The following is a 19,994-nucleotide window of genomic DNA, read 5'->3' on the forward strand; positions in this document are numbered from 1 at the left end:
AAATTTAAAGTGTCTCATAATCCTAATCTAAAACCAATGTTATAACGTCTCACCACCGGATAAACATTCTGTCCCGAATGTTCGGGGTCACGGCGGGAATCACCTTTCGAGAACGTCAACAAATTGGTACCGTTGACATATACTTGCAGTTTTGTCAGACGTAAAGGCTGCAACCAACGCTTCGGAATCTGATAATTCACTTCCAGGTTCTTCAAGCGAAGATAAGCATGGTTGGTATATGTGTATGTACTAGCCACCGAATTATAACTTCTCTGAACATGAATACTGGGGCGAATCGGACCGCCTTGAATCGGAGCATCGGCTGTCCATGTATTCAACGTATTTGGTTGAGCCTTGATATTACCTTCCGGGAAATCCCATAAATAGGAAGGAATCGCTTCTTTATAAACGTCCATAGCACTGTACCACAACATATTGAATCCGATTCCTTTGTAAGAACCTCCCAATGTAAATCCGAGGGTAGTAGTCGGATAGTTCAGGTTTTTCATCGGAACCATATCCTTAGCATCAATCATGCCGTCACCATTATAATCGATGTAATACAAGTCTCCCGGAATCAATGTATTATGTGTACCATTGGCAATAGTGGACTGCGCCGAGTTATAAATATCATCCAATGACTGGAAGTTTCCTGTTGCCAGGTATTTATTCACATATCCGATTGACTTTCCGGCTTTTTTCAAATATTCGCTCTGATTCTTCGGGTCATCAATAAAGACAACACGGTTCTCACTGGTTGCAAAATTAAACTTCGCGTAATAATTAAACTTTCCAATACGGTCGTTCCAAGCAATATCCAGTTCAAGACCGTGATTTTTAGTCTTACCCAGATTCACCTGCGGAAAAGCAATACCACTATCGGCCCATGACGGAATCGTATTACGTGTCATCAAAATGTTATTACGCTTTTCATCGAACAAGTCCACAGTAAAGTTTAGTTTACCCCACAAACCTATTTCGATACCGATATTCTGCTTAATAGATTCTTCCCAGGTAGCATCGGGGTCGGCCAATTTTCCTTCTTTGTATAAAGGTCCCCAGTTACTGGTCTGATATTTACCAAACTGCGCATTGGCAGATAGTTGCTCAAACTTCTGAATATAGTTGAAACGGGTAGCACCTTTATCATTACCAACTACTCCATACGAATAGCGCACTTTCAGGTTGGTCAGTACACCTTTGGTCAATTTCTTTACCCATGGTTCTTCACTGATACGCCAACCAATAGAGGCAGAGGGGAAGAATCCGAAACGGCGTCCCGGAGCAAATTTTTCCGAACCAGTGTAGGCACCGTTAAATTCAGCAAGATAACGCTCTTTGAAGTTGTAAGTGACACGGCCTACCCAGTCTTCTTCGTAAGCCGGGAAGTTCATCACACCCGAATTAGCAGTATTGGTTGATTCGTTCATCTTACGGTTAAATACAAATAAGGCACTTACATCGTGATCGCCAAACTGGCGACTATAATTCAATGCTAATTCGTAATAAAGTTTACGTCCGTAAGCCTTGAAACCGTCATAAACACCACCAACAGGCAAATCTCCGGGAGCATTTTCATCCGGATAGCGTTTCTCGGTATAATTATAAGTAATTGTTCCGTCAGCATTATAAATAGGATTGGCGTAATCATACACACGATTAATACGAATATGTGTACGTTGGGCAACCAAATCGTCTTTACCTAAAATCTTACCCGGCATGATCTGGGTAGTCCATGAAGAAGAAGTAGTGTAAGACAATGATGCTTTCAATGACAGTCCCTTTGTAATAAAGTCCAGCTTCTGATTCAAGATTATATCGTAGAAACCTTGATGTTGCTTAATATTACGACTACCTCCTTCGTTCATCAGACAGGCTATATTTTGATCGGAACTTAACCCGTCTCCCCATATTCCATTACTATATTTAATCGGAAATTCATTACTTGGAGCCGTAAAGAACGTTTTAAAAAAACGTTCATCCGGAGAATCGACATTCTCATAATAAGACGGTTGGTTCTGATAACCCATCTTACCGGCCACATTGAACGAAAGTTTAGTAGTACTTGTGATATTGAAGTCGAAATTACTACGCCAGTTATAACGACGGTAAGAGAAGGAAGGATCGAAATCCTCTTGTTTGGTAGTATTAAAAATATCTCCGTCATGCAAATAACCCAAAGATACGAAATAACTCATTTTCTTCGTACCACCACGTACATTAAGATTATAAGCCTGTTCATAACCTACATTCTTTACCAGTTCTTTCCACCAGTCCACTTCGGGAAAGACATCATTATACGGGCCGTAATTTCCGGTAGCATACGCATTCTCCCATGCGGCAATGGTAGATTCGGGAACCATTGCTCCCCAATTACCATCATTGGCCTGTGCTCTGTTATACTGTTTCATAGAGGTCACATAGTCAGACCATTCAGGAGCGGCAGAAGGTTGTTTAAAACCAAAGTTAGCTGTGAATGATATTTCCGGTTTCTGTTCGAGTCCGCGTTTGGTAGTCAGCAGGATCACCCCATTCGCACCTTTCACACCGTAAACCGCAGTTGCCGAAGCATCTTTCAGTACGGAAATAGATTCGATTTCATTCACATCTACATCGTTGAAGTCACGTTCGATACCGTCCACCAATACCAGTGGATCCGCTTCTCCCCAGGTAGACTTACCACGAATCAATAAAGAAGCCTTATCAGCTCCCGGCTTTGAGGTGGAATTGATGGCAACCACGCCCGGCATCTGCCCTTGCAAAGCTTCGGAAACGGAGTTCACACTACCTATCTTTAATAAATCATCTCCTTTTGCCGTGGCAATGGAACCGACACTGGATACCTTTTTCTGTACGCCGTATCCAACCACTACCACTTCCTCCAGTGTCTCCGTATCTTCTCCCAAAGAGATTACGCCTAAAGTCGTTTTATTCTTTAAATCCAGTTCCAGAGTTTTATAACCCACATAAGAAATGACAAGTATGTCTCCTTTCGATGCCTTCACAGTAAAATTACCGTCAAAATCAGTAATCGTACCGCTTCCCGTACCTTTCACGCGAACACTGACACCAATCATCGGTTCACCAGATACTGCATCCTTCACTTGTCCCTTCCAATAATCTTGTTGTGCCTGCACGTCCAGCGCACAAAACAAAAAGCAACAAAGACATAAGAAAGAAAAATAAAGTCTGTCTCTTTTCATAAACATTATTTTTAACTGTTAACAAATTCTTTATCTCAAGACACAAATTAAGCGGGAAAATCTTCAAATGAAAAGGAAGATTATCCTCAAAACCCGTACAAATGTGCAAAATAGATTTCTCTACTACATTTCTGAACAAATCATTTCCACATTGGCTTTATGACGTGCTCTTTGTCTACGGTGATGTTGTATATGCCATCGTTTCCTTTCTTCAGGATGAGCGGAACAATACGTGTTTTACGAGGGGACACGGTGGAATCCGAACGATGAACGTGATAGACATAGTAGTATTTTCCATCCAACCCTTTAAACACATCTCCATGCCCTGATCCGTTTTCTCCTACGAGGCTGCGATGAATGATCGGACTGTTCGGGTGCTTCTTCCACGGACCGAAAGGGGAAGAAGCAGTGGCATAACCTACCGAATAATCGATATTCATAAAATGATTGGCAGAATAGAAGAGGTAATATACCCCGTCCCACTTCATAACAGTCGGTCCTTCCATCACCGGTGCAGACTTATAGTTCGGAGTCTTTTCCCAAGGCTCCGTACAGTCCATACATTGTTTCAATGTTTCCGGTTTGATACTTCCTTTCTTTATGTCAAACTCGGCTACCCAAAGGTAATTACCTTTATTAAAGCGGACATGATATAGGTAGTACTTCCCATCATCATCCTTAAATAGGAAAGAGTCTATATTCTTAGCGGAAGCGTCTATCGGCTTGACTTCCTTCTGCCGGAAAGGTCCGAATACCGATTTTGAGGAAGCAATTACTGTTTGCTCATTAGCGGTATAAGTGAAATAATAAGTTCTTTTATCCTTAAAGTATTGAGGTGCCCAGAAGCCTTTTTCACCATACGTTCGATCTCCTTTCCGCAGAATCAGTTGCAGGGAACTGCCATCAGGCACTGTCCAATGCTCCAGATCGGTCGATTCGAGGATAGCAAAGCCCTGTGGTTCCTGATTGCGTGTGCCGGTGAGGTAATACTTTCCGTTTTCCACATAAATTGTAGGATCGGCATAAGTGATCTCCTTCTCATTAACCGAATCAGCCCGTACCCCAGTGACAGACAAACCAATGATTCCTAATGCGAGAATAAGTCTTTTTGTCATTTTATGTTTTTTCATACCTATTTTATTCTATATCTGATCTTTATCTCATCTACAAAATTTCAATCTAACATCCAAACCAAACCGGGTTTCTCCCCTGCGAGATTCCATATTGATTCATCCCAGGAAAGAGCCTTGGCAGCATCTATCGGGGTGCTCATCGTAGAAAGACCATTGTAACGGTCGGCACCAAAGTTTTGTGCTGCGTAGTTGGGTATTTGTTCATCTACGATAGCAGGCGTATTGGCAGAAAAACGACATTCCATATTCGGATTCGCATAGCAATTATTAGCCTCATTTTTGTTAAAGCGTCCGCAAATTCTTCCCGACTTAGGTGCACCGTTAGAGAATAATTTCCGGTTCCAAGCCACACAATGTGTTACGGTGATTCCTGTCGCCTTGTTAGCAAATCCCATAATACCGCCTACCTGATTTTGAGCGGAAATCTCGCAATCGGAATAACAATAAGAGATCACAGCTGTCGGACTAGGATCTACAAATCCGGCAATACCACCCGCAGGATTCGCCACTTTCATCGGGAAAGCTTGTGCAAGACCTGAAGAATAACACTGCGTAACGATAGAATATAACATACGTCCAACGATGCCTCCTACACATGATTCAGTCACAATATCCCCAGTGGAAGAGCATTGAGAGATCGTTGCTCCGCCTCTCGTTTCCCCACAAATACCGCCGGCGCACCATACGGCAGTAATATCCGTTGCCGATGTACACTGATGAATTTTACTATCTGCACCATGAAGTCTTGCACAGATACCACCAGCCTGACCGTTATCCCAGGCAGTCGCTCCCGTTCCCGAAGTTAAAGAAATCGTACCGGATACCCGAACATTCTCCACAATACCCGGAGAAGTAGCAGCTCCCACCTGTCCGGCAAGGATGCCTGCCATCTTTGTATTGGCTGTAATCTGCGCATTTTCAAAGTTTATATTGGAACACTTACCAACCAACAATCCAAAGAATCCCTGATTAACAGAAGAGGAAGTATTTACTTTCAGATTACGAATCGTATGTCCGCCTCCATCCAATACAAGTTGTTTGGAAACCGAAGTCTCTATCGGTTGCCAGTCTACACCTTGCAAATCAATATCATTCTCTATCTTGGCATAGATCGTCTTACCATCTTTGAGTTTCTCTCCGAGAGTTATCAAGTCGCTCGTTGTCGCCACGGTATAAGGGTTGTCGATTTCTCCCTGTTTCTGTTGCAGGAAGAAAGTCATTGTACTTTTCTCTTGATTGACTGCAAGATCGTCGGAAACCAGTTTCAAACCGAGAACGTATTTCTTTGATCCGTCAAGCGTACCTAAATCATGGAAGCGCAAATTTACCATACGCAGGACATCGTCCCCCTTAAAATTAAAATTACTTCCATCCAGATCATAATATTCCACAGGTAAGAGGTGATATTCTTCACCAAACTCTTTGGCATCGACAACAGCCAATTCCGCCTTTGCTTCTTTTTCGCAATGGCTTTTCTCCACCATAATGTTATATTGGTATTCCGGCTCATCCAGATATAAATCATATTTGCCTGTCTGATAAAGCGACAAGGTAATATTGGAATAGGTAACTTCAGCCTTTTCCGGCTGTGTCAGATCCATGACTTCATCACATGATATCAACGAAAACACCATTAATGACGCTACAATAGGAATGTATCTTTTCATAATATCTTTCTTTTAATTATTAAAAACAGGGATTACTATACCGACGTTATCTCCTGACAACCAAACTTTATCTCCATCTATACGAACTACTTCCATCTCCATCCCTTCTTTGAGAAAAGAAACTCCTTGGAATGAGAATTCAGTCTTTATCTTTTGACCGACAGCCGTGGGCTTCCCGTCAAACTTCACATGAATGTATTTGCTTTGATCCGAATTTTGCAGGCGATAAGTCAACCGTTTAGGATTAATTGCAGCCTGAAGTTGTTCCTGCTCTGTAAAAGTACAAATTCCATCCAAACTATAAAACCCAACTTCGGTATATCCTGTTATATTCTTCTTATCAACCCCGTTTTCGGCATATTCCGTCTCCGCACAAGAGGTGAAAGCCAACAAACATACCAACACTACATATATTACTTTCATAAGCGAATAAATTTAAGATAATTACTTTCTAACAGTTGTCGACAATATTTCTACTGACCCATCCTTATAAGTCACTTCGGCGGTAAGTATTTGTCCGTTCAGGTTCTTATTCACTATATTGATTTCCTGTCCATCCAGCTTTACTTTATAAGATAAGACATCATCCGGCAAATTTAATAGTTGTACCAACATATATCCATCCACTTGTTGATATTTCAACAAAGGAAACTTTCCTGTTACAGACTTGGTCTTAACATCATCCTTCCACAACACGGCATCATCCGATTTCAGCAATGCTACATGATAAGTCGTTCCGGGAGCAAGATTTTCAACCAATGTATAGTCATTCTCCGAATCAAGCGACCGACGTACTACCTCTGTTCCATTTTCATCTGTTACTGACAATATACCTGTTTTATCGGCTCCATTCCCCCAACGAATGAACAATTCCCGTTGCCCTCCGACAAGGCTGGAAACTGCCAATCCATCCCGGGCAGCGATGAAATCGGGATACAGCAATGGATTGGGATTGTAGAATCCGTCTGCATCCAGTCCTAAATAACGGGAAAAATAAATTCCTCCAAGTTCCCACATTTCAGTCTTCGCATCGTAAACAGCTCTCGCTCCACCGGGAACCACACTAAAACGTCCGGTAATGGCATACGTATCATATTTCTTGAATACTTCATAAAAAGTCTTATACCAATTCTTCGGATACCAGGAATAACTCTCAAAAAGGCTCTTGAACTCGGTTGCACTCACCGGTGTACCGGCGTTAGCTTTTTCGGCTATCAGATTAAGGTATTCGTAAATTTTCATCCCGGCCGTATAACCATGCTTGGTTCCCCATTCTCCCAGTGCATCCGCCACATGAGGATTTAAAGCACGCACCATAGAGAATTCCGTGCAAATCAGTTTCTTTGTTACACCATATTTATCGCGGATAATACGGAAATCATCTTCCGCCTGGTTGATTTTCAATGCGTGAACGTGCAAGTCGAGCCCTACAACATTAGGATTGTTATTAACCACAGAGACTACTGCAGGTACCGTTTCGCTCTTCGGCAACTCGGAAACACGGTTCAATGCTCCGGCATAAATATCAAATGTCCAGCCATTAGTCTGTTTCCAAGTAGTCAGCCGATTGGCAAACTCATTCAGAAATGCCCGATAATCTTCACCATCCGCATGACAGAGATCGGTATCCAATGCATTCTCCCATTCCGGCTCGTTACCCATGACAAGTATTTCAATATTCTTCGCCATATCATAGGTTTTCAGTAATATTTCCGTTGCCTGAAATATGTACTCCATCTCCTTAGTTCCTACTTTGGGAACCGTGTCGGTATATAATTCAAAAGGTATTTTCAGGCTCAATATAAATTTCACACGGTCGCCCAAGGCTTTCTTGGCCTGAATAAATTTCAATGTAGGAATATGTGTCCTGATGGCATTTTCTTTCACACCAACAATCTTCCCGTTTTCATTCTGAAGAAACAGATTGGGGATATTGACAAATCCTCTCACCCAACTCACTTTCGACTGTTTCAACATCTCTATTTCCGTAATCGGGTAATCTATATTTTCATTATAGTTCGCCCCCAAATCCTGCGCCTTTGTTCCCATCGAACATAAGAACAGCAATACAAACATTAAAAAAGCTTTCATTTTCATATACATACTTCAAGGTTAATTGTCCGACATCGAACAGAACAAAGGTAGAGAAATAAATCCCGGTAGAATAGAACGATTGTTTTATCAACGGGATTTATGTTCAGAATAAACATTTGACCTTATTTTAATGGTTCTTCTTCTACTTCGCTGCGATAATAACCATCCACTTCAGCAAAGAAATTCTGCTTCAGGGAGTCCAGAAGTTCGGGCTGTTGTGCCGCCATATTCTGGTATTGAGTTCGGTCGGCTTTTACATTGAATAAACCGTATTCACCCAAGTTGCCTAATTCATTTCCGGTCAGGTTTCGTTCGGAACCTTTATAAGGAGGCATCATAATCCAGTCGCCTGAACGATAAGCCATACGTCCCTGCGCTTCCAACACTACATCCTTGCGGGCAGTCTGCTCTTTTCCGAAGAAAGCATCCAGATAGTTCCGACTATCCAAACCTTCCGGCAAATCGGCATGTATCATCGACCCCAGAGAAGCAAGAATATCTACCTGGCAAACCAGTGCATCGGACACAACCGGCTGAATCTTTCCTTTCCAATAAACAAACAAAGGAATATGCGTACCACCGTCGAACAAACTATATTTACCTCCGCGCAGACCTCCTGCAGGAAGGTGATCGCCTGCCAATTCGGGAGCTCCGTCTTTGTAACCGTCATTCAGAACCGGCCCGTTATCACTGGAGAAGATAATCAGTGTCTTTTCCAACAATCCTTCTTTCTTCAAGTGGGCAAGCAGTTCGCCGACACACCAGTCTGCCTCAACGATGGCATCGCCACGAGGCCCCATCGTTGTTTTGCCCACAAAGCGCTGGTGGGGAGCACGAGGTACGTGAGGTTCGTGCAAGCCATAATACAAGAAGAAAGGAGTATTTTTGTGTTCAGTCACAAAGTTCTTTACCTTATCTACAAAATAGTCGGCCATATCCTCGTCTTTCCAACGGGCTTTCTGACCGCCTTTCATATATCCGATACGGGGAATTCCGTTTACTATAGAGTTATTGTGTCCGTGTGCCCACTGCATTTTCAACATCTCCGGATGAGAAATGGCAGTCGGTTCGCCTTCAAAATTATGCTCGTAACTCACTTCGATGGGATCGGCCGGATCGAGTCCTACTACATCGCCGTTTTCCACGTAAACCGTCGGGACACGGTCGTTGGTTGCTGCAATCAGGCAAGAATAGTCGAAACCAATTTCTTTGGCACCCGGTTTGACGGTTTCGTTCCAGTTGACATTGCCCTCTCCCATCCCCAAGTGCCACTTTCCGATAGCTCCGGTCACATAACCGCATTGCTGCATCATCTTCGGCAAGGTAAACTGATTTTCATTAATGATAAGAGGAGCATCTCCCGGCAGGATTTTTGCATCTTTATTTTTCCACGGATACATTCCAGTCATCAAAGCGTAACGGCTGGGAGTGGAAGTTGCCGAAGTGGCATATCCGTTCATGAAACAAACTCCGCCATGAGCCAGACTGTCGATATTCGGAGTATGAATCGTAGTAGAGCCGTAAGCGCTGACATCACCAAATCCCAGATCATCGGCAAGAATCACAATCACATTCGGCTTTTCTTCTACGTGCTGTGAGGTACAACCTACTAAAGACAACGTAGGAACTAGATAGATTATCTTTTTCATAATATTATGTAGTTAATAACGATGCAAATTTAGCCACCACTTATTTATTTATGTAGAACAAATGTTTAATAATGGGGAGAAATGTCCATCCTGCAACTATTCCAGAGAAATAAGGTATGAAAATGCGTGTGATGAATTAACTCGAAATGATAGCATAGGCCTGTCAATGTTCTACTTTTAATATTCTACAGGAAAATAGCCAGTTAGAAAGTAGCAAACTAGAAAATAAACTGTATAAATAAACGCATGAGCATACAAAAAACAGTCTAATATTGCATAAAGCCAAACAAGATATACATCTTTCTCTATTCGGGAACCGTTCATTGCCTTAAAACCAACGAAGTGTTCCTCGGTGTGCATCGACTTGTTCCTCACCGAGGAAGCTATCGTTCCCCGGTAAAGAAGATAAAAATGGACTATTAAGAAATATTTTCTCCTTAGTTTATCATAATATATTGGAAAGGAGAAAATAATAAAATGATTGGTTATTCAGGTATCTACTCTCCAAATAACAAAAAGAATCAAGAATCTATCACAATTCGATTAGTATATTCTCAAAACAGCGAAAATAGAGAATCATGTAATTACAAATGCATGGCATTTTCCGGCTTTTCTTTACCAAACTGCGATTTATGTCCTTCTCCGATGATTAAATATTCCTTTTTTAAGAATCATCGTTTTTTAAGGGAGGCTATATAGTTTGGAATAGAGGTTGTGCTTAACAATAAAAACTGTAATAGTATACAGGAACAGCCCAATAAGATATTACCGGATTCTGACAAGATTAGGTAATGTCTTATTTTTATAATGATGAAAATTGTTACCTTTGTATATATCTTATATTTACAATTAAGATTAAACCTAATTTTTCGCTTATGAAAATAGTTAAGGCTACCTACATCGTTATATTCATTACCGGACTATTAGCCGGAGTGTTCTTCTCATCCTCTGTTTCCGCCCAAGAAATTTCGGGAACCTGGCACGGAAAACTTTCCCTTCCCACCGGTTCATTGACTATTGTATTCCACATCAGTCAAACGGAACAAGGCGCTTATGTGACCACACTGGACAGTCCCGACCAAGGAGCCAACGGTATCAAGACACAGACCACTTCTTTCAATGATTCTACTTTAATTATCCAGATACCTGTGATTCATGCTTCGTACAAAGGAAAGCTGAACAGTGATAACACAATCAACGGAACATTTACACAAGGAATGCCCCTTCCGTTGAATCTGGTAAAGGGAGAAGCCAGCCGTCCCAAGCGTCCGCAGGAGCCTCAACCGCCTTTCCCTTACAGAAGTGAAGAAGTCACCGTGAGGAATGAACGCGATGGAATTAACCTTGCCGGAACATTGACTCTTCCCGAAAAAGGAACTAAGTTTCCGGCAGTGGTAATGGTGACGGGAAGCGGTGCGCAGAACCGGGATGAAGAAATCATGGGACACAAACCTTTCTTTGTCATCGCCGATTATCTGACCCGAAACGGAATTGCTGTACTTAGATGTGATGACAGGGGTACTGCCGCTTCACAAGGTACTCACGCAACAGCTACCAATGAGGATTTTGCCACAGATACGGAAGCAATGGTGAATTATCTGCGCAGCAGAAAAGAAATAAATGCAAAGAAAATCGGAATTATCGGACATAGCGCAGGAGGAATCATTGCATTCATCGTTGCTAAAAAGGACCTATCCATTGCATTTGTCGTTTCATTGGCAGGAGCCGGTGTAAGAGGCGACAGTCTGATGCTGAAGCAGGTAGAGCTAATCTCTAAATCCCAGGGAATGCCGGATGCCGTCTGGCAAGGGATGAAGCCTTCAATACGGAACAGATATGCCATACTGCAACAAACAGACAAAACTCCCGAAGAGTTGCAGAAAGAACTGTATGCAGACGTCACAAAAACAATGTCTCCCGAACAATTGAAAGACCTAAATACCATCCAGCAGATATCTGCACAAATCAGTTCGATGACTTCTCCATGGTATCTTCATTTTATGAGATATGACCCAGGCCAGGATTTGAAGAAACTAAAATGTCCGGTTCTGGCTCTGAACGGAGAAAAGGATATTCAAGTGGATGCCGCCATGAATCTTGCTGCCATTCAGGAAAGAATCACCGGAAATGGAAACAAAAATGTAACAGTCAAAGCCTATCCGAACTTAAATCATCTGTTTCAGACTTGCGAAAAAGGAACATTGGCTGAATACGGGCAGTTGGAAGAAACAATCAATCCGGAAGTCTTGAAAGATATCATTGAATGGATAAGGAAACAATAAGTCTATTAATGATATTACTTAGCAAGTACACATTTCTCAATATCACATTCTTTTCTTGCTAATTCTTGCAAATTCTTCAAATATTTGCAAGAATTGGAAAGAAAGTAAATGGCTACAATTTACATATACTACATAAATCTCCCGTCATCAGCTTACACCAACATTGTCTAATTTGATTTAAATCAAAATCCATCTCATCGAACTCACCCTGAAAGATTTTGTTTTACCTTTGCAGCCAAAACAAATAAGCGGCAAATAATAGTAAGGTAAAAAGGTAACAGGTATTAAGGTAAAGTTTTGTATGAAGAAGAGTCTTATTGCATTGGCGTTCGGCACACTGGGATTAGGTATTGCCGAATTTGTAATGATGGGAATTTTGCCCGATGTGGCAAAAGATTTAGGTATTAGTATTCCTACCGCAGGGCATTTCATTTCTGCTTATGCATTAGGCGTCTGTGTCGGTGCACCTGTATTGACACTGGCTCGCAAATATCCGCTAAAACATATTCTGTTAGTATTAGTTACCTTAATTATGATAGGTAATATCTGTGCGGCTATGGCTCCCAATTACTGGGTGTTGCTCGCTGCCCGTTTTATCTCCGGCTTGCCTCATGGTGCATACTTCGGAGTAGGCTCTATTGTTGCAGAGAAACTAGCCGACAAGGGTAAAGGTTCGGAAGCCGTCTCCATCATGATTGCAGGAATGACCATTGCCAACCTGTTTGGTGTACCTTTGGGCACTTCCCTAAGTACCATGCTTTCCTGGCGTGCCACTTTCCTGCTGGTCGGTATCTGGGGAATTGTTATCCTATATTACATCTGGCGATGGGTTCCGCATGTAGAAGGCTTAAAAGATACCGGCTTTAAAGGACAATTCCGCTTTCTTAGAACTCCGGCTCCGTGGCTGATTCTCGGTGCTACGGCACTAGGTAATGGCGGTGTATTCTGCTGGTATAGCTACATCAATCCGATGCTTACCAATGTGTCCGGCTTCTCCGCAGAAAGCATTACGCCTTTAATGATCCTTGCCGGCTTCGGTATGGTAGTGGGAAACCTGATTAGCGGACGTCTCTCCGACCGCTACACCCCCGGAAAAATAGGGACTGCCGCTCAAGCACTTATCTGTATTATGTTATTGCTCATTTTCTTCCTTTCTCCCTATAAATGGGCAGCAGCCCTGTTGATGTGCCTTTGTACGGCAGGACTGTTCGCTGTATCCAGTCCGGAGCAGATATTAATTATCCGCGTATCAAAAGGAGGAGAAATGCTGGGAGCAGCCTGCGTGCAGGTTGCATTCAATCTCGGAAATGCCATCGGTGCTTATGCAGGCGGACTGGCTGTTAGTGGTGGATACCGTTATCCGTCCCTGGCGGGTGTACCATTCGCCCTAATTGGATTTACTTTATTCCTGATTTTCTATAAGAAATATCAGGCAAAATATTAAAACTCTGCCAAAATGCCTATCTTTGCAGTCAGATTATCGATAACTAAATAAAAACGAAATAGATAAATGGCATTGCAATGTGGTATTGTAGGACTACCGAACGTGGGTAAGTCGACACTTTTCAACTGTTTGTCGAATGCGAAAGCACAGGCGGCAAATTTCCCTTTCTGTACAATTGAACCCAATGTAGGTGTAATCACTGTTCCTGACGAACGTCTGAACGCACTCGCTGAATTGGTGCACCCCCAACGAATTGTTCCTACAACTGTAGAAATCGTAGATATCGCCGGACTGGTGAAAGGCGCAAGCAAAGGTGAAGGACTGGGAAACAAGTTCCTTGCCAATATCCGTGAGACAGATGCAATTATCCACGTACTCCGTTGCTTCGATGACGACAATGTGACACACGTAGACGGAAGCGTAAATCCCGTCCGCGACAAAGAAATCATTGACTACGAACTTCAATTGAAAGACCTGGAAACCATCGAAAGCCGTATCCAGAAAGTACAGAAACAAGCACAGACGGGCGGAGACAAAGCTGCAAAGTTAGCTTACGATGTACTCGTTCAATATAAAGACGCATTGGAACAGGGAAAATCTGCACGTACAGTGACTTTTGAAACAAAAGACGAACAAAAGATTGCTCACGAACTGTTCTTATTGACCAGCAAGCCGGTAATGTATGTCTGCAATGTTGATGAAGCAAGCGCAGTAAACGGAAATAAATACGTAGATATGGTACGCGAAGCAGTAAAAGACGAGAATGCTCAAATCCTGATTGTCGCAGCCAAAACAGAAGCGGACATCGCCGAACTGGAAACGTATGAAGACCGTCAGATGTTCCTTGCCGAAGTAGGCTTGGAAGAATCGGGCGTAGCACGTCTTATCAAATCTGCTTATAAACTCCTGAATCTCGAAACATATTTCACTGCCGGTGTACAAGAAGTACGTGCCTGGACATACGAAAAAGGATGGAAAGCTCCTCAATGTGCCGGAGTGATCCACACCGATTTTGAAAAAGGCTTTATCCGTGCCGAAGTTATCAAATACGATGATTATATCAAATACGGCTCGGAAGCAGCTGTGAAAGAAGCCGGAAAACTGGGTGTGGAAGGAAAAGAATATGTGGTGCAGGATGGCGACATCATGCATTTCCGTTTCAACGTGTGATTATCGGTAACTACCGACGACTTATTAATTACTAATTCGCTAACAATATGAAATATCTCATTGCAGGAACGGGAGGTGTAGGCGGCAGTATCGCAGGATTCTTGTCGCTGGCAGGCAAAGATGTAACTTGTATTGCCCGTGGAGCTCATTTGCAGTCGATTCAAACGAACGGTTTGAAACTGAAGTCGGATTTAAAGGGTGAACATACGCTCCGAATCCCGGTTACTACGGCTGAAGAATTTAGCGGGAAAGCAGATGTGATATTTGTATGCGTGAAAGGTTATTCGGTCGATTCCATCGTAGAACTGATAAAAAGAGCAGCACACAAAGACACGGTTGTCATCCCTATTCTGAATGTATATGGCACAGGGCCGCGCATACAGAAGCTAGTTCCGGAAGTTACCGTTCTCGACGGCTGCATCTATATCGTAGGCTTCTTATCCGGCACCGGAGAAATCACCCAAATGGGAAAAATATTCCGTCTGGTATATGGTGCTCATCACGGCACGGTTGTGAAGCCCGGATTGCTGGAAGCCATCCAACAAGACTTGCAGGAAGCAGGCATAAAGGTAGACCTGTCACCAGACATCAACCGGGATACGTTTATCAAATGGTCGTTTATCTCTGCAATGGCCGTAACGGGTGCTTACTACGACGTTCCGATGGGAGAAGTACAGAAACCGGGAAAGATACGGAATACATTTATCGGACTTTCTACGGAAAGCGCTGCCTTAGGAAAGAAACTAGGCGTCGAATTTCCCGAAGACCCAGTCAGCTACAACCTGAAAGTGATTGACAAGCTCGACCCCGAAAGTACCGCTTCTATGCAAAAAGACCTGGCACGCGGACACGACTCGGAAATACAAGGATTGCTCTTCGACATGATTGCAGCAGCCGAAGAACAGGGAATAGATATACCGACCTACCGGATGGTTGCGGAGAAATTCAAAAAATCTAATCATTAACATTAATCCAATATAGAATGAATACCATGCTATTATCCATCAACTGGAACCCGAATCCCGAACTATTCAACCTGTTCGGCATTTCTATCCGTTATTACGGATTACTGTGGGCAGTAGGAATATTCTTTGCTTATGTGGTTGTTCACTACCAGTACCGGGATAAAAAGATAGAGGAAAAGAAGTTTGACCCGCTTTTCTTTTACTGTTTCTTTGGTATTCTGATCGGTGCCCGCCTGGGACACTGCCTATTCTATGACCCGGGATACTACCTGTCTCATTTCTGGGAAATGATTCTTCCTATCAAATTCATGCCGGACGGAAACTGGAAATTCACCGGATATGAAGGACTTGCCAGCCACGGCGGTACATTAGGACTGATAATCGCCCTTTGGCTGTATTGCCGCAAGACGAAACTCCATTATATGGACGTGCTGGATATGATTGCCGTAGCTACTCCAATCACCGCCTGCTTCATCCGCCTTGCCAACCTGATGAACTCCGAAATCATCGGCAAACCGTCTGATGTACCTTGGGCATTCGTTTTCGAGCGTGTAGATATGCAACCCCGTCATCCGGGACAGCTCTACGAAGCCATCGCTTATCTTATCCTGTTCTTCATCATGATTTACCTGTATAAGAATTACAGCAAGAAACTGCACCGTGGCTTCTTCTTCGGGCTTTGTCTGACTTATATCTTCACCTTCCGCTTTTTCATCGAATTCCTAAAAGAAAATCAGGAAGATTTTGAAAACAGCATGATGTTCAATATGGGACAATGGTTAAGCGTTCCGTTTATCATAATAGGCGTCTATTTCATGTTCTTCTATGACAAGAAGAAAAAGAAAATAGCCTAAATCAAAAAAGAGGGATTAGCGGTTCAAACATCGCTAATCCCTTTTTTTTATCAATAAAACAAATGCCATTTCCCTAATGTCAGGACAATAATCGAAAACATATCCTAAGACATTATATACATTTTCAGCTTATTTCCCCCTGACTATCTTCTTAATATCATTCAGTTTATTCAGCGCTTCAATAGGAGTAAGATTATTCACATCAAGATTCAATATCTCATCGCGAATCTGACAGAGAATCGGATCGTCCAACTGGAAGAAGCTTAACTGCATACCTCCACGATTCTCGCTCACTTCTGCCAACGGTTTACCTGCTATGCCCTGTTGGCGATTATCAGATTCAAGCTGTTTCAATATCTCATTTGCACGTTTCACAATGCTTTTCGGCATACCGGCCATCTTTGCCACATGAATACCGAAAGAGTGTTCACTACCGCCACGTTCCAGTTTACGAAGGAAGATTACTTTATTATCAACTTCTTTCACCGATACATTATAATTCTTGATGCGCTTGAAAGATTTCTCCATCTCATTCAATTCATGATAATGCGTAGCAAATAATGTACGTGCTTTTGCTTTCGGATGTTCATGGATATACTCTACAATTGCCCAAGCAATGGAAATACCATCATAAGTAGAAGTACCACGACCCAATTCGTCAAATAATACCAGACTCCGGGAAGAAACATTATTCAGGATATCAGCCGCTTCATTCATCTCTACCATAAATGTAGATTCACCGACTGATATATTATCGCTCGCTCCTACACGGGTAAATATCTTATCAACTAAACCGATATGCGCACTTTCCGCAGGAACAAACGAGCCGATTTGAGCCAATAGCGTAATCAATGCTGTTTGGCGCAAGAGTGCCGACTTACCGGCCATGTTCGGACCTGTAATAATAATAATCTGCTGTGTATCGCTGTCCAGCATTACATCATTGGCAATATACTTCTCGCCTATTGGAAGTTGTTTTTCTATTACCGGGTGACGTCCCTGACGAATATCCAGTACGTCATTATCCTCAATAATCGGACGGATATAACGATTCTCACGGGCCACATTGGCAAATGACAACAGACAGTCCAGACGTGCAATCTGATTCGCATTAATCTGTATCTGTGGAATAAACTCCATCAATGCCTGTACTAAGTCCGTATATAGCTGCGTTTCCAGAATCAGAATCTTATCTTCCGCTCCCAAAATCTTTTCTTCATATTCCTTTAGTTCCTGCGTAATATAACGTTCCGCATTAACCAGCGTTTGTTTACGAATCCACTCTTTAGGAACTTTATCTTTATGGACATTACGGACTTCGATATAATAACCGAATACGTTATTATAAGCCACTTTCAAGCTCGGAATACCCGTCTCTTCGCTCTCCCGCTGTTGTATCTTTAGCAGATAATCTTTTCCTGAATAGGAGATTTGCCGCAATTCATCCAAGTCTGCGTTCACACCGTCCTGAATCACTCCACCTTTATTTATCAGTAAAGGAGGATCATTTTTAATCTCTTTGGCAATCCGGTCACGAATAGAAATACAAAGATTCAACTGTTCGCCAATGCGATTCAAGCTCGCATTATCAGCTTCCATACATGCCTGTTTTATCGGCTCAATTGCTTGCAAGGCAACTTTCAACTGAACGACTTCACGAGGCGACACACGTCCTACAGCCACTTTGGAAATAATACGCTCCAGATCACCTATCAAATGCAGCTGTTCTTCAATCAGTTCCTTAAAATCAGGTTGGCGGAAGAAATATTCCACTACGTTCAAGCGTTCATTGATCGGTTTCTCATCCTTTAAGGGAAAAACCATCCAGCGTTTCAACAGACGCGCTCCCATCGGGCTGATTGTTCTGTCAATCACATTGAGCAGGCTACTTCCGCCATCATTCATATTGCCAATCAGCTCAAGACTACGCACCGTGAACTTATCCAGACGGACGTATTTATCTTCTTCAATACGCGCCAATGAAGTGATGTGACCAATTTGCGTATGCTGCGTCATTGTCAGATACTGCAGGATAGCACCGGAAGCAATGATACCGTTCTTCAAGTGCTCTACTCCGAAACCTTTCAGATTCTTCGTTTCAAAGTGTTTCAGCAGTTTCTCACGGGCAGTCGTTTCTGTAAATACCCAGTCGTCCAGCTCGAATGTGAAGAACTTGTTACCGAAATTACCTTCAAACATCAGGCGTTTGCCACGTTCAAAAAGAATTTCCTTAGGGGCAAAGTTATTCAACAGCTTGTCTATATAATCAAAAGGTCCTTCTGCAGTAAGGAATTCACCGGTAGAAATATCGAGAAAAGCAACTCCACAGGAAGCCTTTCCGAAATGAACGGCAGCCAGGAAGTTATTTTCTTTATAGTTCAGAACATTATCATTGATAGAAACACCGGGAGTAACCAATTCGGTAATACCACGCTTCACCAGCTTCTTCGTCATTTTCGGGTCTTCGAGCTGGTCGCAGATAGCGACACGTTTTCCAGCACGAACCAGTTTCGGAAGGTAGGTATCAAGGGCATGATGAGGAAAACCTGCCATCTCGATAGTTTTTCCTTTCCCATTGGCACGTTTTGTCAGTGTGATCCCTAAAATTTCGGCTGCGACGATGGCATCCGTAGAATATGTTTCATAAAAGTCACCGCAACGAAACAGCATCACTGCATCCGGATGTTTTGCCTTCAAATCCAGAAACTGTTTCATCATCGGGGTGAGGACAATCTCTTCTTCGTTCACGGGTGTCTCCTTTTCTTTTTTGTTGAGTATATAATGAATTATCCTTGCAAAGATAACGGTTTTTCGGCAGAGAATCAACGGTATGCTCCGATTCAATTTTCAAAATAAATGTTGCATACCTTGAAAAAAGGAGAGTTTATTTCTTAATAAGTAGGAGAAAATTATTAAAACGTGTTATAAAACATGCTATTTTTCTTGGATAATTTGCTAATTTCCCAAGAGTCCGTATCTTTGCAATGTGTTTTTCATAGTATTAGATTTAAGGTTAACAAAGGTTGGAGCAAGGCGTTGCTCCTTTTTTTATGCCTATACGCTTCGTCCCTATTTGATATAAACCAGCAGAACTCTCTCTTTTCAATCATCAGATTATTTTGGCGCAATCTGAAATCCTAGAGATTCGGTTCAGAGCAGCCCCACCTTTAAAAATAGATTCATTCCTGTTTCAGAAAGGAATGAAACAAATTCTTTTATAAATGCCATATTTTAGTTTTAATGTAAATATTATCACAGTAATAGATGCAATAGAAACAAATGGTGTTACCAAAAAAATGTCAATAAAACTCCTATGTATTTCTGATAGATAACACTGTTTTGTAAAGCACTGTTATCCAGTCGGTTACTATTCGGGGTTTTCCTTTAAAACCAACGCCCCGTTTCTCACCGAGAAACAACCTGTTCGACACCGAGAAACGAAGTGTTTCTCACCGAGAAACGAATTAACTGATAAAGTCCTAAACTTATAATTAAGGAAATTGTTAGTCTCTTTTATTTTTGACACTTCTATC

Annotated in this window: 12 protein-coding genes; 5 read left to right on the forward strand and 7 right to left on the reverse strand. The window is 42.3% G+C overall.

The window, feature by feature from the left end; genetic code table 11:
* Positions 1-14: 14 nt before the first annotated feature.
* The 6 genes from INE92_RS18815 to INE92_RS18840 form a co-directional block, all read right to left on the reverse strand.
* Positions 15-3,203, reverse strand: coding sequence for a SusC/RagA family TonB-linked outer membrane protein (locus tag INE92_RS18815; protein WP_195436321.1), 3,189 nt, complete (start codon positions 3,201-3,203; stop codon positions 15-17).
* A gap of 140 nt (positions 3,204-3,343) precedes the next feature.
* The gene (locus tag INE92_RS18820; RefSeq protein ID WP_195436322.1) at positions 3,344-4,333 is read right to left on the reverse strand and encodes a glycoside hydrolase family 43 protein; all 990 of its coding nucleotides are present in this window, start codon (positions 4,331-4,333) and stop codon (positions 3,344-3,346) included.
* Positions 4,334-4,377: 44 nt separating this feature from the next.
* Positions 4,378-6,003, reverse strand: coding sequence for a DUF1735 domain-containing protein (locus tag INE92_RS18825; RefSeq protein ID WP_195436323.1), 1,626 nt, complete (start codon positions 6,001-6,003; stop codon positions 4,378-4,380).
* Between the two features lie 12 nt (positions 6,004-6,015).
* On the reverse strand, positions 6,016-6,426 hold the full coding sequence (locus tag INE92_RS18830) for a hypothetical protein (protein ID WP_074556622.1): 411 nt from the start codon (positions 6,424-6,426) through the stop codon (positions 6,016-6,018).
* Positions 6,427-6,447: 21 nt separating this feature from the next.
* Entirely contained in the window at positions 6,448-8,106 is a 1,659-nt protein-coding gene (locus INE92_RS18835) for a hypothetical protein (RefSeq protein ID WP_195436324.1), read from the reverse strand.
* A gap of 113 nt (positions 8,107-8,219) precedes the next feature.
* Entirely contained in the window at positions 8,220-9,746 is a 1,527-nt protein-coding gene (locus tag INE92_RS18840; protein WP_004317367.1) for a sulfatase-like hydrolase/transferase, read from the reverse strand.
* Between the two features lie 875 nt (positions 9,747-10,621).
* On the opposite strand from INE92_RS18840, the gene INE92_RS18845 reads away from it, so the two are divergent.
* The 5 genes from INE92_RS18845 to lgt all read left to right on the forward strand — a co-directional run bounded on the left by INE92_RS18845 (position 10,622) and on the right by lgt (position 16,461).
* Positions 10,622-12,028: an alpha/beta hydrolase family protein gene (locus INE92_RS18845; protein WP_134993162.1), complete on the forward strand. Its 1,407-nt coding sequence runs from the start codon at positions 10,622-10,624 to the stop codon at positions 12,026-12,028.
* 301 nt (positions 12,029-12,329) lie between these two features.
* Complete coding sequence (gene araJ / locus INE92_RS18850; protein WP_008646862.1) at positions 12,330-13,472, forward strand: MFS transporter AraJ; 1,143 nt, start codon at positions 12,330-12,332, stop codon at positions 13,470-13,472.
* A 66-nt stretch (positions 13,473-13,538) separates the two neighbouring features.
* Positions 13,539-14,642, forward strand: coding sequence for a redox-regulated ATPase YchF (gene ychF / locus INE92_RS18855; RefSeq protein WP_004298673.1), 1,104 nt, complete (start codon positions 13,539-13,541; stop codon positions 14,640-14,642).
* Between the two features lie 47 nt (positions 14,643-14,689).
* The gene (locus INE92_RS18860; RefSeq protein WP_015531892.1) at positions 14,690-15,607 is read left to right on the forward strand and encodes a ketopantoate reductase family protein; all 918 of its coding nucleotides are present in this window, start codon (positions 14,690-14,692) and stop codon (positions 15,605-15,607) included.
* A gap of 17 nt (positions 15,608-15,624) precedes the next feature.
* Complete coding sequence (lgt, locus tag INE92_RS18865; RefSeq protein WP_004298678.1) at positions 15,625-16,461, forward strand: prolipoprotein diacylglyceryl transferase; 837 nt, start codon at positions 15,625-15,627, stop codon at positions 16,459-16,461.
* 129 nt (positions 16,462-16,590) lie between these two features.
* On the opposite strand, the gene mutS is transcribed toward lgt, so the two are convergent.
* On the reverse strand, positions 16,591-19,179 hold the full coding sequence (gene mutS, locus INE92_RS18870; protein ID WP_032846723.1) for a DNA mismatch repair protein MutS: 2,589 nt from the start codon (positions 19,177-19,179) through the stop codon (positions 16,591-16,593).
* Positions 19,180-19,994 lie beyond the last annotated feature (815 nt).

Source organism: Bacteroides xylanisolvens, assembly GCF_018289135.1.
Taxonomy (GTDB): Bacteria; Bacteroidota; Bacteroidia; order Bacteroidales; family Bacteroidaceae; genus Bacteroides; species Bacteroides xylanisolvens.

What these genes read in the sequence shown, in the direction of transcription:
- ychF (WP_004298673.1), top strand. Translation starts at nt 13,539, where the DNA reads ATGGCATTGCAATGTGGTATTGTAGGACTACCGAACGTGGGTAAGTCG.
- INE92_RS18815 (WP_195436321.1), bottom strand. Translation starts at nt 3,203, where the DNA reads ATGAAAAGAGACAGACTTTATTTTTCTTTCTTATGTCTTTGTTGCTTT.
- INE92_RS18840 (WP_004317367.1), bottom strand. Translation starts at nt 9,746, where the DNA reads ATGAAAAAGATAATCTATCTAGTTCCTACGTTGTCTTTAGTAGGTTGT.
- araJ (WP_008646862.1), top strand. Translation starts at nt 12,330, where the DNA reads ATGAAGAAGAGTCTTATTGCATTGGCGTTCGGCACACTGGGATTAGGT.
- INE92_RS18825 (WP_195436323.1), bottom strand. Translation starts at nt 6,003, where the DNA reads ATGAAAAGATACATTCCTATTGTAGCGTCATTAATGGTGTTTTCGTTG.
- INE92_RS18845 (WP_134993162.1), top strand. Translation starts at nt 10,622, where the DNA reads ATGAAAATAGTTAAGGCTACCTACATCGTTATATTCATTACCGGACTA.
- INE92_RS18820 (WP_195436322.1), bottom strand. Translation starts at nt 4,333, where the DNA reads ATGAAAAAACATAAAATGACAAAAAGACTTATTCTCGCATTAGGAATC.
- lgt (WP_004298678.1), top strand. Translation starts at nt 15,625, where the DNA reads ATGAATACCATGCTATTATCCATCAACTGGAACCCGAATCCCGAACTA.
- INE92_RS18860 (WP_015531892.1), top strand. Translation starts at nt 14,690, where the DNA reads ATGAAATATCTCATTGCAGGAACGGGAGGTGTAGGCGGCAGTATCGCA.
- INE92_RS18835 (WP_195436324.1), bottom strand. Translation starts at nt 8,106, where the DNA reads ATGTATATGAAAATGAAAGCTTTTTTAATGTTTGTATTGCTGTTCTTA.
- mutS (WP_032846723.1), bottom strand. Translation starts at nt 19,179, where the DNA reads ATGATGAAACAGTTTCTGGATTTGAAGGCAAAACATCCGGATGCAGTG.
- INE92_RS18830 (WP_074556622.1), bottom strand. Translation starts at nt 6,426, where the DNA reads ATGAAAGTAATATATGTAGTGTTGGTATGTTTGTTGGCTTTCACCTCT.